At 73.7% G+C, this 14,471-nt stretch carries 16 protein-coding genes and 1 riboswitch; of the genes, 11 read left to right on the top strand and 5 right to left on the bottom strand.

Annotated elements, in window-relative coordinates:
• The first annotated feature begins 4 nt into the window (after positions 1-4).
• Positions 5-484 carry a Rieske (2Fe-2S) protein gene (locus J1M64_RS06035; protein ID WP_241261205.1) on the top strand — a complete coding sequence of 160 codons (480 nt, stop codon included), beginning with the start codon at positions 5-7 and terminating at the stop codon, positions 482-484.
• Positions 485-585: 101 nt separating this feature from the next.
• Positions 586-780, top strand: a riboswitch (FMN riboswitch).
• Between the two features lie 100 nt (positions 781-880).
• Positions 881-1,603, top strand: coding sequence for a nicotinamide mononucleotide transporter family protein (locus J1M64_RS06030; protein ID WP_206473457.1), 723 nt, complete (start codon positions 881-883; stop codon positions 1,601-1,603).
• Positions 1,604-1,621: 18 nt separating this feature from the next.
• Here J1M64_RS06030 and J1M64_RS06025 read toward each other — a convergent pair whose 3' ends face one another.
• The 3 genes from J1M64_RS06025 to J1M64_RS06015 form a co-directional block, all read right to left on the bottom strand.
• On the bottom strand, positions 1,622-3,106 hold the full coding sequence (locus tag J1M64_RS06025; protein ID WP_206473455.1) for an MFS transporter: 1,485 nt from the start codon (positions 3,104-3,106) through the stop codon (positions 1,622-1,624).
• Positions 3,103-3,714, bottom strand: coding sequence for a bifunctional 2-polyprenyl-6-hydroxyphenol methylase/3-demethylubiquinol 3-O-methyltransferase UbiG (locus J1M64_RS06020; protein ID WP_206473453.1), 612 nt, complete (start codon positions 3,712-3,714; stop codon positions 3,103-3,105). Before J1M64_RS06020 ends, J1M64_RS06025 begins: the two co-directional genes overlap by 4 nt.
• Before the next feature lie 84 nt (positions 3,715-3,798).
• The gene (locus J1M64_RS06015) at positions 3,799-4,485 is read right to left on the bottom strand and encodes a PIG-L family deacetylase (protein ID WP_206473451.1); all 687 of its coding nucleotides are present in this window, start codon (positions 4,483-4,485) and stop codon (positions 3,799-3,801) included.
• A gap of 114 nt (positions 4,486-4,599) precedes the next feature.
• Between J1M64_RS06015 and J1M64_RS06010 the strand changes: the two genes are divergently transcribed.
• A complete protein-coding gene (locus J1M64_RS06010; RefSeq protein WP_206473449.1) occupies positions 4,600-5,232 on the top strand; it encodes a class I SAM-dependent methyltransferase in 633 nt (210 codons plus the stop codon).
• Here J1M64_RS06010 and J1M64_RS06005 read toward each other — a convergent pair.
• Positions 5,207-5,845 (bottom strand): hypothetical protein, encoded by a 639-nt coding sequence (locus J1M64_RS06005; RefSeq protein ID WP_206473447.1) that lies wholly within the window; start codon positions 5,843-5,845, stop codon positions 5,207-5,209. The two genes, J1M64_RS06010 and J1M64_RS06005, sit on opposite strands and share 26 nt — an antisense overlap.
• A 74-nt stretch (positions 5,846-5,919) precedes the next feature.
• Here J1M64_RS06005 and J1M64_RS06000 point away from each other — a divergent pair, with 74 nt between their 5' ends.
• From J1M64_RS06000 to J1M64_RS05985, 4 genes are all read left to right on the top strand, one after another.
• Positions 5,920-6,321: a BlaI/MecI/CopY family transcriptional regulator gene (locus tag J1M64_RS06000; RefSeq protein ID WP_206473561.1), complete on the top strand. Its 402-nt coding sequence runs from the start codon at positions 5,920-5,922 to the stop codon at positions 6,319-6,321.
• Positions 6,321-7,274 carry a M48 family metalloprotease gene (locus J1M64_RS05995; RefSeq protein WP_241261204.1) on the top strand — a complete coding sequence of 318 codons (954 nt, stop codon included), beginning with the start codon at positions 6,321-6,323 and terminating at the stop codon, positions 7,272-7,274. The genes J1M64_RS06000 and J1M64_RS05995 overlap by 1 nt, the downstream gene beginning before the upstream one ends.
• 96 nt (positions 7,275-7,370) lie before the next feature.
• Positions 7,371-8,111 carry a thioredoxin domain-containing protein gene (locus J1M64_RS05990; RefSeq protein ID WP_307872382.1) on the top strand — a complete coding sequence of 247 codons (741 nt, stop codon included), beginning with the start codon at positions 7,371-7,373 and terminating at the stop codon, positions 8,109-8,111.
• 10 nt (positions 8,112-8,121) lie between these two features.
• Complete coding sequence (locus J1M64_RS05985) at positions 8,122-9,006, top strand: cytochrome c biogenesis CcdA family protein (protein WP_067719060.1); 885 nt, start codon at positions 8,122-8,124, stop codon at positions 9,004-9,006.
• Here the strand turns inward: J1M64_RS05985 and J1M64_RS05980 are convergent.
• Positions 8,985-9,953, bottom strand: a complete 969-nt coding sequence (locus tag J1M64_RS05980; protein ID WP_067719063.1) for a glucosyl-3-phosphoglycerate synthase — start codon at positions 9,951-9,953, stop codon at positions 8,985-8,987. The two genes, J1M64_RS05985 and J1M64_RS05980, sit on opposite strands and share 22 nt — an antisense overlap.
• A 221-nt stretch (positions 9,954-10,174) precedes the next feature.
• On the opposite strand from J1M64_RS05980, the gene J1M64_RS05975 reads away from it, so the two are divergent.
• The 4 genes from J1M64_RS05975 to J1M64_RS05960 all read left to right on the top strand — a co-directional run bounded on the left by J1M64_RS05975 (position 10,175) and on the right by J1M64_RS05960 (position 14,467).
• Positions 10,175-11,464 (top strand): acyl-CoA dehydrogenase family protein, encoded by a 1,290-nt coding sequence (locus J1M64_RS05975; RefSeq protein WP_206473445.1) that lies wholly within the window; start codon positions 10,175-10,177, stop codon positions 11,462-11,464.
• Positions 11,461-12,813 (top strand): phosphotransferase family protein, encoded by a 1,353-nt coding sequence (locus J1M64_RS05970; RefSeq protein ID WP_067719068.1) that lies wholly within the window; start codon positions 11,461-11,463, stop codon positions 12,811-12,813. Before J1M64_RS05975 ends, J1M64_RS05970 begins: the two co-directional genes overlap by 4 nt.
• On the top strand, positions 12,813-13,535 hold the full coding sequence (locus tag J1M64_RS05965; RefSeq protein WP_067719071.1) for a histidine phosphatase family protein: 723 nt from the start codon (positions 12,813-12,815) through the stop codon (positions 13,533-13,535). The genes J1M64_RS05970 and J1M64_RS05965 overlap by 1 nt, the downstream gene beginning before the upstream one ends.
• A 122-nt stretch (positions 13,536-13,657) precedes the next feature.
• The gene (locus tag J1M64_RS05960; RefSeq protein WP_206473443.1) at positions 13,658-14,467 is read left to right on the top strand and encodes an alpha/beta fold hydrolase; all 810 of its coding nucleotides are present in this window, start codon (positions 13,658-13,660) and stop codon (positions 14,465-14,467) included.
• Positions 14,468-14,471 lie beyond the last annotated feature (4 nt).

Below are 14,471 nucleotides of genomic sequence, written 5' to 3'. Positions count from 1 at the left end.
CGGCATGACCGAGCCCCTCGCCGCCACGTCCGCCTCGACCGGTGGAGCCGCCGCCGTCGGGCCGTGCACCCAGCGCCGCGCGGTGCTGGCCGCCCTGCCCGGGATCATCCTGCTGCCGGGCATCGCCTCGGCCTGCGGCATGACCGAGCCCGCGCAGCCCCCGTCGACGGTGCAGCAGACCACCACGGTCCCCGCGACCACCATCCCCGCCGCCGAGGTCCCGCCGGGCACGGCCAAGCAGTTCAGGGCCGGCGAGGCCACGGTGATCGTCGCGCAGCCCGTCGAGGGCGAGTTCGTCGCCTACTCGGCCCGCTGCACCCACCAGGGCGGGGTGGTCCAGGTGATCGAGGGCATGACGCTGCGGTGCCCGCTCCACGGCGCCGAGTACGACGCCACCGACGGCCGCAACACCCTGCCCCCGGCCCCGCGCCCGCTCGACGCGATCCCGGTGACGGAGTCCGGCGGGCAGCTCACCCTCGGCTGACGCCCGCCGCCGCCCGCGACAGCAGCCCCGCCGGCCTCCGCGCCCGCCGACCCGCCGCCGCCTCGGCTTGCGGCGCGGCCACGGTCAGGGGTAGAACGGGAACACGTTCTCAGGGCGGGGTGAAACTCCCCACCGGCGGTGATGTCACCGGCCCCATGGCCGGCGGCGAGCCCGCGAGCGCCCCGCACCCGCGGTGCGGTTGGACTCCCGGTCCGGCCACTCCACGTACGCGGGGGTCAGCAGACCCGGTGTGATCCCGGGGCCGACGGTCATAGTCCGGATGGAAGAGAACCCCGCGTCACCCGACGCGGTCCCGGTCGACGACGACCGTGGCCGGGCGGGCGTCGTGTCACAAGCCCTGGGCCGTCTGTGTAGAGCCCGTGAAAGGGGCACACGATGAGCCTTCTCGTGGAATTCCTCGACGCGCAGTTGATGATCGGTGGCGTTCCGATCCTGTGGCGCGAGATCGTCGGCAACGTCTTCGGCCTGGCGGCCGCCATCGGCGGTATGCGTCGGGTGGTGTGGGCGTGGCCGGTCGGAATCGTCGGCAATCTCACCCTTCTGACCGTCTTCCTCGGCGGCGTCTTCCACACCCCGCAGGACGTGGACCTTTACGGTCAGGCCGGCCGGCAGGTCATGTTCCTGGCGGTGGGCGTCTACGGCTGGTGGCGGTGGTCGCAGTCCAGGCGTGCGAGCGCCGCGATGCCCGGAGGCTCGGCCGCCGGCGCGGTGGCCGTCCACCCGCACTGGGCGACCGGCCGGCAGCGGGCCGGTCTCGTCATCGGGATGGTGACCGGCACCCTGGTGTTCGGCTGGATCTTCGCCCAGCTCGGCTCGTGGGGGCCGTGGGCCGACGCGTGGATCTTCACCGGGTCGATCCTCGCGACCTACGGCATGGCCCGCGGGTGGACCGAGTTCTGGCTGCTGTGGATCGGCGTCGACATCGTGGGGGTGCCGCTGCTGCTCAAGGCCGGCTACTACCCGTCGGCGGCGCTGTACCTGGTGTACGGCGCGTTTGTGATCTGGGGTTTCCTGGTGTGGTGGCGCGTGGATCTGGCCGAACGCGCGGACGCCGCCGGTCCCGCCGGGCAGCGGCGGGAGCAGCTGCCGGTCGGCTGACCACGGCCTGTCCTGGTGTCAGCCCCCCCCGCCGGGCCCAACGTGGACCCCGGCACGATGAACCCCTTCCAGCACCGGGAATGAGTGAACAACCCGGAGAGGGCCCCGACCAGGCGTCGTGGGCGGCGCTGCGACACCACGGTGACGCCGAGCTGGTCCCCGCGGGCGTACGGCCGCCACCACGACGAGCGACAGGGCGGCGAGCGTGAAGCCCAGCCCGCGGAAGTCGATCCACGCGAACACCAGGCCGGACAGCAGACCGCCGGCCGCGCCGGACAGCGCCACGGCCACATCGGCCTGCCCCTGGACGCTGGCGCGCACGGTGGTCGGGACGGACGTCGTGAGAACGGTCGTGCCGGCGACCAGGCCCAGGCTCCAGCCCAGCCCCAGCAGGATCAACGCCAGCGCGACGAGCGCCGTCGACTGCGGCGGGGCCATAGCGGCGAGCCCGCCGGAGGCCAACAGCACGAGGCCCGCGGACACCGCCACGGCGCGGGTGCCGAACTTGTCCACGAGCAGCCCGGACAGGGGCGCGGGCAGGAACATCGCGGCGACGTGCAGTGAGATCACGACGCCCACCACGGTCACGGTGTGGTCGTGGGCGCGCATGTGCACGGGGGTCATGGTCATGAGCCCGACCATGACGAACTGGGTCAGTGCCATCACCACGACACCGGTGATGACATCGGCCGTCCAGATGCGGGTCGGCACCGGTGCCACGGCGTGCCGTTCGGAGTCGGCGGCGGTGGCGGCGGCGTCCGCGGCGGGGGAGGGGGACGACGACGGCGCCGACGACAACAGTGACGACGACGATGACGACGACGAGGTGAGCCCCGCCTCCGCCGCCGCGATCTCCATCCTGCGCGCCTCGAGCAGGGGATCGGGCCGCAGCAGCAGGGAGATGACGAGTGCCGCGCCACCGTACGCCGCGGCGGCGAGCAGGAACGGTCCCGCGAGCGGGGCCAGGCCGAGCGCCTCGGCGACGACGCCGGTAGGCCCCACGAGGTTGGGCCCGGCGACGGCGCCGGCGGTCGTGCCGAGCAGGACGTAGGACAGGGAGCGGGCGCGGGTGGCGTCGGTGGCGAGGTCGGCGCCGGCGTAGCGGGCCTGCAGGTTGGTGGCCGTGCCGGAGCCGTAGATGACGAACGACAGGAACAGCAGCGGCAGCGACTCGAGGGCGGTGGCCGCGACGATGCCGACCGCGCCGAGTGCGCCGACCGCGAATCCGGCGGCCAGGCCCGGGCGGCGGCCGCGGGCCTGGGAGAGTTTGCCGACCGCGATCGCGGCGAGGGCGGAGCCTCCGGTGAACAGCGCCGACGGCAGCCCGGACAGGCCGGGGCCACCGAGCAGGTCCTCGGCGAGCAGCGCGCCCACGGTGATGCCCGCGGCGAGTCCGGCCCCGGCGAGCAGCTGGGCCAGGACGAGGACGGTGAGGATCCGTCGCTGCGCCGTCGTCCGGCCCGCCTCCGGTGCGGTGTGCGTGGCGTCGCCGGTGCGGGTCACGCCCCGCCCCAGGTCCGGGCGTGCAGGAGCACGTCGACGGCGGTGGCTTTGCCGGCGGGGCGCAGGTCGTGCCGCAGCGAGACCACCTCGAGGCCCTCGGCGCCGCGCGCGAGGTCAGCGATGTCGGGGAGCACGGTGGGGTCCTGCGGGCCGCCGACGCCGCGGCGGAGGTTCTCGGCGGCGTGGCCGAGGTAGACCAGGCGGCCGCCGGGGCGGAGCCAGGTTCCGGCGCTGCGCAGCACGGCGGTCAGTGCGGGGAGGTCGAGGTGGAGGAACCCGACGACGACGAGGTCGACGGCCTCGGACGGGGCCCAGGTGGTGGCGTCGCCGACGACCCAGTCGACGCTGCCGCTGCGTCCGTCGTCGGAGTCCTTGGCGCGGGCCTGCTCGATGGCGACCTCGGAGAAGTCGACCGCCTGCACCTGCCAGCCGTGCGCGGCGAGCCACCGCGCGTGCCGACCGTCACCGCAGGCCAGGTCGACGGCGGTGCCCACGTCCAGCCCGGTGTCCTCGGCGGCCGTCACCTCGGCGACGATCCGGGCGGCGGGGGTCGTGCCCCACGCATCGGGCTGCGCGAGGTAGCGGGCGTTCCATGCGGAGGCGTCCACGGGCGGTGGTCCTTTCGGTTCGGGCACGGTTGTCAGGCTCGGTTGCCAGGCACGGCTGCCAGGCTCGGCTGTCAGGCACGGTTCTCAGGGGTGGCGGAGCCACCGGAGGTGTTCGGTGTCCCCCTGCAGTTCCAGTCTCCTCCACAGCACGCTGCCCGGGACGGCCTGGCTGGGGTGACATTCCACCGCGGCCAGCTGCGCGGCACGGTCGACGGTCAGGGCCAGGTCGATCTCGTCGGCCGGGCGCCCGAGGAATCCCGCGTACCCCTCGCCCGCCAGCGTGGCGCAGATGGCGTCGGGGAGGACCCACGCCAGCACCCCCAGGTCGTGGCGCTCGCCCGCGCGGACGGCCGCCGCGGTGGCGGCCACGTGGTCGGGGTGGCCGCTGATGCCGGTGGAGTCGAAGGCGACCAGCCCGTCCGGCCGCACCGCCTCGATCTCCCGCTCGACCGCGTCGTCGATCGCGTCCGCACCGAGCGCCGTCAGTCCACCGTCGGGGAGGTCCAGGAGGGTGACCCCGCGGGCGTCGAGCGCGTCGGCGGCGGCCCGTAGTTCGCGCTCGCGGATCACCGACAGGTCTCCCTCGATCTCCTCTCCACGCGCCCCGTGGAGGGTCGAGGCCTCGCCCCGGGTCAGGCAGAGGACGTGGACCCGCGCGCCCGCGGCTGCGAGGGTCGAGAGGATCGCGCCGAGGCCGAAGGACTCGTCGTCGGGGTGGGCGACCACGGCCAGGACCGTGTCCCAGTCCGGTAGTCCGGTCGTCGTGCGCATCGCGGCGGACCTCCCTGTGTCGGTGAGAATAGCTGTGTCGGTGGGAATAGCTGTGTCGGTGGCAATCGCTGGACCGGCCCCGGGGCCGGCGGATACCCGGTACCGTATCTTCGCATGAATAGGTCTCGCGAACGGAAGGATGCCTCACTCTTCGCCCGCGTATGGGTGGTGGCCAGCCCGGTGCTGGAGCGGATCGGCCTGGCCCAGTCGCGACGTCGTCTGGTCGACGGCCTGTCGGGCACGGTGGTGGAGGTCGGTGCCGGCAGCGGGGTGACCTTCGAGCACTACCCGCCGGAGGTCACCCGGGTGGTGGCGGTCGAACCGGACCCGCACCTGCGCGCGTACGCCCGCCGGCACGCACAGCGGGCGGCGGTCGACGTCGAGGTGGTGGACACGGTGGCGGAGGCGCTCCCGCTCGCCGACGGTGAGGCCGACGCCGTGGTGTTCGGGCTCGTCCTGTGCACCGTCCCCGACGTCCCGGCCGCCCTGGCCGAGGCCCGGCGGGTGCTCGCCCCGCACGGCGAGCTGCGTCTGCTCGAGCACGTCCGGGCGGACGGTCGACTGGGTCGCGTCGCCGACCGGATCGAACCCGTGTGGAGCCGACTCGGAGGCGGGTGTCACCCGAACCGCGACACCGCCCGGCACGTCGCGGAGGCGGGCTTCGACGTCTCCGGCCTGCAGGCCCGTCCGTTCCCGCCGGTGGTGCCGTTGACGCCGATGCTCAGCGGGTCCGCCCGGCGTCGGTAGCGCGGTCCCCGCTCCCGGTGGGCGGCACCGCGCAGGCGCCGGACGCGCACCCGCCATCGGCGCAGGGGCGGGCCCGCCACCGGTAGATCACGGCGCCGGCCAGGAGTGCCAGCGACAGGGCCGCGAGCCACGGTTGCAGCGGGGCCCACACCCCGAGCGCGCCGGTGGTGCCGAGCAGGATCAGCACGATCTTGTTGCAGACGGGGCACGCCACCGCGAACCAGGCGGTCGCCACGCCCACGGTGACCAGCGCAGGGCGTTCGGACGGCTCGGCTCCGGCGGGGTGCCCGGTTGCGCTGCCGACGCCGGCCTCCCGCGCGGACCGGATGCCGAACCAGGCGGCGGTGAGCAGTACGGTGGCGGCGAGCACCGGGTACTCCCACCAGCGGACGGGGATCTCGCGGCCGAACACCGGGTTGGGCAGGATGTCGGTGGGGATGCCGATCAGCAGGAAGGTCCCGAGCGCCGCCAGGGCGGCGCGGGCGGGGGCGAACACCGCCGGGGTCGACGTGATTTCGGACGACGCGATCCCGGACGACGCGGCCTCGGAAGGGGCGGTCTCGGGAGCGGGCGCGTTCCGGGGGGCGGCCGACGCGCCGGACGAGTGGGTCATGCCACCATGGTCAGCATACCGGCGGGGTATCCGCCACCGGCCCTGGTAGATCGATCGGGAGGAGCGCTGTCGTGGTGCATTCGCTGCCCGGTCTCGGTGAGCTCGAGACCGCCGTCCTCGAAGTGCTGTGGGACGAGTGCGCGGGTGACAGCGACGACCTGTCCGTCCGCGAGGTCTCGGATCGGCTCGCGGACCGGCGGCCACTGGCCTACACGACCGTGATGACCGTCCTGGCGCACCTGTACGACAAAGGGGCGGTGACGCGCGAGAAGGTCGGACGCGGGTACCGGTACCGGCCCGCGCGCAGCCGCGAGGACTTCGGCGCCGACGCCCTGGGGGAGCTGCTCCGGTCGAGTGGCGACGCGGAGAAGCTCCTCCTGCACTTCGTCTCGAGGGAGGGTGGAGACCTGGCCCCGGAGGAGGCGGGAGTGCTCCGCAGGATCACCGCGCGCCTCCGCGGCGGCGGGGACACCTGATGGGCATCGGGATGCTGCTCGCGGCGCTGGTCGTCGGCGCCGCCGGCCCTGCCTACCTGCGTCGCGCCGTGGACGCGGCGGCGCGGCCGGGCGTCGCGCTGGGCGCCTGGATCGGCACCGGCGTCGTCTTCGTGACCCTGCTCGTCGCCGCCCCGGTGGTGATGCACGTGCAGCCGCTGAGGGGGTTCGCGCCCGCCGCCACCGCCGCCACGGCGTGCGCGACGATGTTCGATCCGGCGGCGAGCGGCGTGTGGCCGGCCGCCGTCCGTGGCGTGGTCGTCGCGGTGGCCGTGGTGGCGGCGGTGTCCGCGGTCGCGGTGGTCGTGGCGGCGATGTCCCGGGCCCGGCGCTCGGCGCGGGCGCACGCCCGGTCGCTGCGGTCACTGGTCGAGGCCACCGACCACGTCGACGGGGTACGGGTGTGGTGGATCGCCGACGACGAACCCGTCGCCTACGCACTGCCGGGGGCGGCGACGCGCGGGTTCCCGGGCGTGGGGCGACGCGGGTCGGCCTCGCCCGGCGGGACGGTGGTGGCCTCCACCGCCCTGTGGGATCTCGGCGAGGAGCGCCGGCGGGCCGTGCTCGACCACGAGATCGCGCATCTGCGGGGGCGTCACCACGTCGCGGTGACGTCGGCGGCGGCACTGCGCACGGTGTTCTCGCCGGTGCCCCTGCTGCGGCGAGCAGCAGCGGAGGTGTCCGTCCTCGCCGAGCTGGCCGCGGACCGGCGGGCCGCGCTCGGTGCCGGTGGTGCGGCGGCCGTGCGCGGTGCCCTCGGCGAGCTCGGTGCCCCGGCCGGCCGGGTGGCCGTCCTGTCCTCGGGTCCGGCCGGACCCCGGGGGACGGGGCCCGGTCTCGCGCTGGCGCTCGTGCACGCGGTCTCCCCGGCGGCGATCTCCGCGGCCGCGGCGACGACGCTCGTGCTGGGGATGTGCTCCGCGCTGGCGGGTTGACATCGCGCCACCGCCGCGAACTACTATGAAACGTAGTAGGAAGTGGCCCGCTCGCGGGTCGGTCCCATCCCCGATCGCACCCGCAGGAGCCCCGAAGTGCCCCGTCGTCCGAGCGTCCCGGTCATCGCGTTGTCCCTCGTGGTGGCCGTACTCCTCGCCCTCGTGGCGATCCTCCTCGCCCGCGAGGTGGGCGGGGGCGAACCGTCCGCCGACGGGTCCGCCGCGGGGACGTCGGAGGTGTCCGACGATCGGCAGACCAGCCCGGAACAGGCTCCCGGCCCGGAGTCCATGGAGGGCATCGCGCGCTTCGAGGAGGGCGACCCGATGGCCATGGGGCCCGTCGACGCGCCGGTCGTGATGACCATGTACACCGATTTCCGCTGCCCGTTCTGCGCCAAGTTCTCCCGCGAGGTGGAGCCCGCCCTGGTCGAGGAATACGTCGGCAGCGGCGAGCTGCGGATCGAATGGCGGGACCTGCCGATCTTCGGCGAGCAGTCGATGGCCGCCGCGCGAGCCGGCCGCGCCGCCGCCGACCAGGGCCGGTTCTGGGAGTTCACCGAGGTGGTCTTCGCCGACTCCCCCGACCGCGGTCATCCGGACCTCGGCGAGGAGAAGTTGGTCGGGTACGCCCGCGAGGCCGGCGTCGCCGACATCGAGCGCTTCCGCGAGGACATGACCAGCGACCGGTACGACGAGGCGATCCGGGCCGACTACGAGGCGGCCACCGCACTCGGTGCCACCTCGACCCCGACGTTCCTCATCAACGGAACGGGCATCATCGGCGCCCGCTCCACGGAGACGTTCCGCAACGTCATCGACAGCTCACTCGACGGGTGACGTGGGCCCGATGACCGAACAGATCGGACTGATCGGCGGATTCCTCGGCGGCGTCCTGAGCATCCTCAGCCCGTGCTCGGCCCTGCTGCTGCCCGCCTTCTTCGCCTACGCCTTCGGCACCCGCCGGGTGCTCCTCGCCCGGACCGGGCTGTTCCTGCTCGGCCTCGCCATCGTCCTGGTCCCGCTCGGGGCGGGGGTCGGGGCCATCGGTTCGCTGTTCACCGTCCACCGCGGGACCGTGACGCTGATCGGTGGCCTCGTCGTCGTCGCCCTGGGTGTCTACACCGCGATCGGGGGCGGCTTCCGGCTCCCCGGACTCTCGGACGCCTCGTCCCGCGTCACCGGCAGCGGCCCCGTGGCCGTCCTCGCGCTGGGCGCCCTCTACGGGTTCGCCGGATTCTGCTCGGGCCCGCTGCTCGGCGGTGTCCTCACCCTGGCGATGGCCGGGGGTTCGCCCGCCTACGGTGCGGCCGTCATGGGCGCCTACGCGGTCGGCATGGTCGTCCCGCTCGCGGTGCTCGCCCTGGCGTGGGACCGGCTGGGCGTGTCGCGTCGGCGATGGATCCGCGGTCGCGACGTCACCCTGGGGCCCGTCCGCACGCACACCACCTCACTCATCGCCGGGGTGCTGTTCATCGCGGTGGGACTGCTGTTCATCCTCACCGACGGCACCGCGGCCCTCGGCTCGGTGATGGGCGTGGACGCCCAGTTCGACCTGCAGGCCGCCATCGAGCGCCGGGTCGCCGGGATCGACGACCTGTGGTTCGTCGTCGCGGCACTCGCCCTGGTCGCCGTCGGCCTCGCGGTGTGGGTGCTACGCGACCGGCGCCGCGCGCGGGCGCGGCAGGAGCCGGATGCCCGCAGCCCCGAGGATCAGGAGCCCGCCCGCGGCTGAACCCTCACCTCGCACATCGGGGGCCTGTCGCCGGTCTCGATGCGCGTGGTGGTGGGCGAGTAGGCCCCCGCCGGCGACCGGGTGAACGTGGTGAGCCGCTGATCCGGTCGCACCGTCGTGGTGACGCGGCCACCGCGGACCAGCCGGTCCAGCGCGGTGAGCTGGATCTGCGCGGCCATCCGGGCCAACGAGTCGTCGGGGGAGTTGCGGTGCCGCCGGATGCCCAGGTCCACCTGCGCCATCGCGTCGAGCCCCACCAACTCCCACACGTCCACCAGGAGCGCGAGCTCGACGCCGTAGCCCCGCGCGAACGGGATCCGTTCGAGGACCTCCCGGGTGGCCGCGTACTCCCCGGCCAGTGGCTGGACGAACCCCGCCAGCTCCGGCCACCAGGCGTCGATGAGTGGCCGGGCCACGAGTTCGGTCACCCGACCGCCGCCCGAGGGCGCCACCGTGACGCCGTCCGCGAGCGGTCGGTCGTAGCACCCCTTGACGAAGCCGAGTGACGGATCCAGGACCAGCGGGGCCAGCAATCCCACGGCGAAGGTCGGGTCGAAGTCGCGCAGGTCGGCGTCGATGAACGCCACCACGTCCCCGGTCGTCACCGCGAGGGACTTCCACAACGCCTCGCCCTTGCCCGGGACCGACCCCCACTCCGGCAGGATCTCGGACTGCGCGTGGACCACGGCGCCGGCGGCGCGGGCGACCCGCGCGGTGTCGTCGGTGGAGTCGGAGTCGATCACGACGATCTCGTCGAGCAGCGGCACCGCCTCCACCAGGTGCTCGCGCAGCGCGGTGACGATGGCGCCGACCGTGGCCTCCTCGTCGCGGGCGGGCAGGACCACCGACAGGCGTCGGCCGGCCTTCGCCGCGGCCACCCCGGCGGCGTCGAAGTCCCGGGCGGTCAGGCTCCGGCGTCGGAACCAACCCTCGGTGTCCGGCAGCATCGTCGGGCGTCTCGCTCTCGCTGTGACGACCCACCGGCCGGGCGGGTCGCGGAGGGGGTCTCCGTCTCGCCATTGTGGGTCACCCGTCGGCGGGCCCGCGCGCGACCCCCGGCCCCGGCCCGCCCGGCCGGTGGGTCGTCACAGCGACCCCCGGCCCCGGCCCGCACGTGGAGACGCCGCGGAGCCGGGACCCGTTCGTCGGGCTGTGCCACGATGAACCCATGGACTTCTCCTCCTCGCCCCGCGCCGCTGATCTCACCGCAGCCGTCCGCGAGTTCATCGACACCCACATCGCCCCGGTGGAGCCGGAGATCCACGCCGACATCGCCCGGCGCCGGCTGGCAGGGGAGGATCCGTGGGCGGTCGATCCGCGGGTCCCGGAGCTCCAGGCCCGCGCCCGCGAGCAGGGACTGTGGAACCTCTTCCTCCCGGCCGGACACGAGGGGCCCTACGCCGAGCGCTACGGCACCCACGGCGGCACGGGCCTGAGCAACACCGACTACGCGCCGGTCGCCGAGGAGATGGGCCGCTCGTTCCTCGCCCCGCTTGTGTTCAACTGCAACGCCCCGGACACCGGGAACATGGAGGTCCTGCTCAAGTACGGCTCCCAGGAGCAGAAGGACCGGTGGCTGGACCCGCTACTGGACGGGAAGATCCGCAGCGCCTTCCTCATGACCGAGCCGGATGTGGCCTCCTCGGACGCCTCGAACATGGCCGCCACCGCCCGTATCGAGGGTGACGAGGTCGTCCTCGACGGCCGGAAGTGGTGGTCCACGGGCGTCGGCCACCCGGACTGCAAGGTGGGCATCTTCATGGGCGTGTCCGATCCGGACGCGCACCGCTACCTGCGCCACTCGATGGTCCTGGTGCCGATGGACGCCCCCGGGGTCCGCGTCGAGCGCATGCTCACCGCCCAGGGGGTCTACGACGAACCGCTCGGCCACGGCGAGGTGACCCTGGACGGCGTGCGACTGCCGGTGTCCAGCATCATCGCCGGTCCGGGCAAGGCCGCGGAGATCGCGCAGGGCCGCCTCGGGCCCGGCCGCGTCCACCACTGCATGCGGTTGATCGGCCTGTCCGAGATGGCCCTGGACCTGGCCTGCCGCCGTGCCTCGGGTCGCGTGGCCTTCGGCAAACCCATCGTCAACCTCGGCGGCAACCGTGAGCGTCTCGCCGAGGCGCGCATCGCGATCGACCAGGCGCGCCTGCTGGTCCAGCACGCCGCCTGGAAGCTCGACACCGAGGGACAGGCCGCCGTGGAGGTCAGCGCCATCAAGGCCGCCGTTCCGAAGATGGCGCAGCAGGTGATCGACATGGCCCTGCAGCTCCACGGTGGCGGCGGCATGAGCGACGACTTCCCCCTGGCCGGGGCGTACGCCACCGCGCGGTCGCTGCGACTGGCCGACGGCCCCGACGAGGTCCACCTCGGCGTCGTCGCCCGGGCCCTGCTCGCGCCCTACCGCGACGCCGCCACCACCGGTGGCACCGAGAAGACCGGAGCGACCCGATGACCGCCCGCGACGGCACGCCCGACCGCGACGCCGCCCTGCGGCGCCGCGTCCCGGGAACCGACGCGGTGCGCCGCGAGGACGCGTTCGACGTCGAGGCCGTGGCCGCGTGGTTGCGGTCGATCGCGCCCGACGACCCGACCGTGCTGGCGGGGGTGAATCTGGGCGACGACGACGAGCCGGTCATCCCCGAGGTCCGGCAGTACACCGGTGGCGCGTCCAACCTCACCTACCTGCTGCGCTACCCGGGCGCGGACCTGGTCCTGCGCCGCCCGCCGGCCGGGACGAAGGCCCGCGGTGCCCACGACATGAAGCGCGAACACCGCGTCCAGTCGGCGCTGCGACCGGTGTACCCGCTGGTGCCGCGCATGGTGGGGTTCTGCGGCGACCACTCGGTGATCGGCTCGGACTTCTACGTGATGGAGCGGATGGAGGGCACCATCCTGCGCAAGGAGCTGCCCCGCGAACTGCTCATGGACCGGGTCACCACCCGGCATCTCGCCGAGGCGGCCGTCGACGCGCTCGCCGACCTCCACTCGGTGGACGTCGGGGCCGCGGGCCTGGGCGACCTCGACCGCGGCGAGGGATACGTGCGCCGCCAGGTCGAGGGCTGGTCCGCCCGCTACCGTCGCGCCCGCACCCCGGACGTGCCCGACTTCGCGCCGGTGATGAAGTGGCTGCACGCCAACCAGCCCGACGACGTGGGCCACTGCCTGGTGCACAACGACTTCCGCTTCGACAACCTCGTGCTGGACCCGGACGACGTCACCCACGTCATCGGCGTCCTGGACTGGGAGATGGCCACCGTCGGCGACCCGCTCATGGACCTCGGCGGCGCACTGGCCTACTGGGTGCAAGACGACGACGGCCCGCTGTTCAAGGCGTTCCGCCGCCAGCCCACCCACGCGCCCGGGATGCTCACCCGCAAGCAGGTCGTCGAGCGGTACGCCCGCCGGGCCGGACTGGACATCACCGCGGAGCAGTGGCGCTTCTACGAGGTGTTCGGTCTGTTCCGCCTGGCCGTGATCGCCCAGCAGATCAACCACCGCTACTTCCACGGGCAGACCACCAACCCGGCGTTCCGCGCCTTCCGACCCGGAGTGGCGTTCCTCGAGCAGCGGTGCCTGCGCATCATCCGCACGGGCGACGGTCGCCTCACACCGACCAGGGTCTCCCCGCGGGACGTGGTCCCGGAACTGCTCGGCGTCCCGCGGGTCGTGCTCCCGTTGCTCGCCGGGGGCGTCCACGACGTCCGGGGCAAGGTGACGGGTCTGCTCGGAGGCCTGCCGGTGATCGGCGATCTCCCCGTGATCGGCGGGCGACCCACCGGCACGACGGGTGGTGGGCGCTGATGGGGTCCATCCACCTCGTCCGCCACGGGCAGGCCTCGTTCGGCAGCGGCGACTACGACCGGTTGTCGGAGACCGGTCACCTGCAGGCGCGCCTGGCCGGCGAGGACATGGCCGGCCGCGGGCTGCGGCCCGACGTGATCATCCACGGTGGCCTGCGCCGACAGCGCGAGACGGCGGAGGGCCTGCTCGCCGGCCTGCGCGCCCACCACGACCGGGACGCCGCCGAGGACGTCGCCGTGGAGGTCGACGAGCGCTGGGCCGAGTACGACGCCGACGCGGTACTGGAGGCCGCCCGCGTGGCCGGCCTGACCACCGAGCACGGGACCCTCGACTCCGCCGGTGCCTCCGACGAGGCCAAGCAGGCGTTCCAGCGTCAACTCGACGCCGCCCTCGGGCACTGGGCGGGCCTCGAGGCGTTCGCCGAGTACCGGCGTGACGCCGACGACGCCCTGGCGGACGCCGCCGCCAGGTCCGGGACCGGCCGGACGACCGTCGTCGTCTCCTCCGCCGGCACGATCTCCCTGGCGGTCGCCGGCCTCCTCGCCGACCCCGAGGGGGTCGTGGGGCTGTGGACCCGGTTGCAGCGCGTGACGGTGAACACCGGGACCGCCCGGGTCGTGGTGGGTCGCGGTGGGATGACGTGTATCGCGGTCAACGAACACCAGCACCTCGAGCGGGCGGCCGGGCCCGACGACCCGCGCCGACTGGTCACCCTGAGGTGACGATGTCGGCCGACCGCACGTCGGATCGGCTCGAGGCCGCCTCGCGCCCGGGCGGGCGTCGTATCGTACGACCGTAGAGGCCGTTCCAGGCGGCCGCGAGAGCACGGCAGGAGAACGCCACGATGCCCACCTTCCAGCGCGGTCACACGACGATCGCCTACACGGACACCGGCGCCCCCGCGGGACGCCAGGACGCCCCGGTGGTGTTCTTCGCCCACGGATTGCTGTTCTCGGGCTGGATGTTCCAGCACCAGATCGCCCGTCTGCGCGACAAGTACCGGTGCGTGACGATCGACTTCCGCGGGCAGGGCAACTCCCCGCGGGCCATGGGTGGCTACGACATGGACACCCTGACCGTGGACGTGTCCGAACTCCTGCGGCACCTGCAGATCCCGGTGGTGAACTTCGTGGGCCTGTCCATGGGCGGGTTCGTGGGGATGCGCCTGGCCGCCCGCAACCCGGAGATCGTGCACACCCTGACCCTCATGGACACCGCCGCCACCGCGGAGGAGCCGGCCAACCGCAGCAAGTACAAGACGCTGTCCAAGGTGTACCGCGTCGCCGGCATGAAGCCCCTGCGTGCGCGGGTGGCGCCGATCATGCTGGCCGAGGGCAATCTCGACGCCCCCTGGGTCCAGGAGTGGATGACCCAGCTCGAGCGCACCGATCGCGTGGGGCTGGTCAAGGCCATCGACTCCGTCGCCGACCGTGACCCGTGTGAGGACGAGGCCATCCGCATCATCGCCCCGACGCTGGTCATGGTGGGGTCAGAGGACGCGGCCACGCCCCCGGACAAGTCCCGGCGGATCACCGAGCTGATCGCGGGCTCGCGCTATCGCGAGATCCCCGGTGCGGGGCACTCGCCCAGCATGGAACGTCCCGACGAGGTCACCACCATCCTCGAGGCGTTCCTCTCCGAATACGACGTGTGAAGAC

It is taken from the genome of Dietzia sp. KRD202 (assembly GCF_017168155.1).
Classification (GTDB): Bacteria; Actinomycetota; Actinomycetes; order Mycobacteriales; family Mycobacteriaceae; genus Dietzia; species Dietzia kunjamensis.
The sequence above is the reverse complement of the archived record's forward strand: the minus strand, read 5'-3'. Positions and strand labels throughout refer to the sequence as shown.

Coding starts and splice junctions, on each gene's coding strand:
- J1M64_RS05980 (WP_067719063.1), bottom strand. CDS start 9,953: ATGCTGCCGGACACCGAGGGTTGGTTCCGACGCCGGAGCCTGACCGCC.
- J1M64_RS06010 (WP_206473449.1), top strand. CDS start 4,600: ATGAATAGGTCTCGCGAACGGAAGGATGCCTCACTCTTCGCCCGCGTA.
- J1M64_RS06005 (WP_206473447.1), bottom strand. CDS start 5,845: ATGACCCACTCGTCCGGCGCGTCGGCCGCCCCCCGGAACGCGCCCGCT.
- J1M64_RS05985 (WP_067719060.1), top strand. CDS start 8,122: ATGACCGAACAGATCGGACTGATCGGCGGATTCCTCGGCGGCGTCCTG.
- J1M64_RS06035 (WP_241261205.1), top strand. CDS start 5: ATGACCGAGCCCCTCGCCGCCACGTCCGCCTCGACCGGTGGAGCCGCC.
- J1M64_RS05965 (WP_067719071.1), top strand. CDS start 12,813: ATGGGGTCCATCCACCTCGTCCGCCACGGGCAGGCCTCGTTCGGCAGC.
- J1M64_RS06030 (WP_206473457.1), top strand. CDS start 881: ATGAGCCTTCTCGTGGAATTCCTCGACGCGCAGTTGATGATCGGTGGC.
- J1M64_RS06015 (WP_206473451.1), bottom strand. CDS start 4,485: ATGCGCACGACGACCGGACTACCGGACTGGGACACGGTCCTGGCCGTG.
- J1M64_RS05960 (WP_206473443.1), top strand. CDS start 13,658: ATGCCCACCTTCCAGCGCGGTCACACGACGATCGCCTACACGGACACC.
- J1M64_RS05975 (WP_206473445.1), top strand. CDS start 10,175: ATGGACTTCTCCTCCTCGCCCCGCGCCGCTGATCTCACCGCAGCCGTC.
- J1M64_RS05970 (WP_067719068.1), top strand. CDS start 11,461: ATGACCGCCCGCGACGGCACGCCCGACCGCGACGCCGCCCTGCGGCGC.
- J1M64_RS05995 (WP_241261204.1), top strand. CDS start 6,321: ATGGGCATCGGGATGCTGCTCGCGGCGCTGGTCGTCGGCGCCGCCGGC.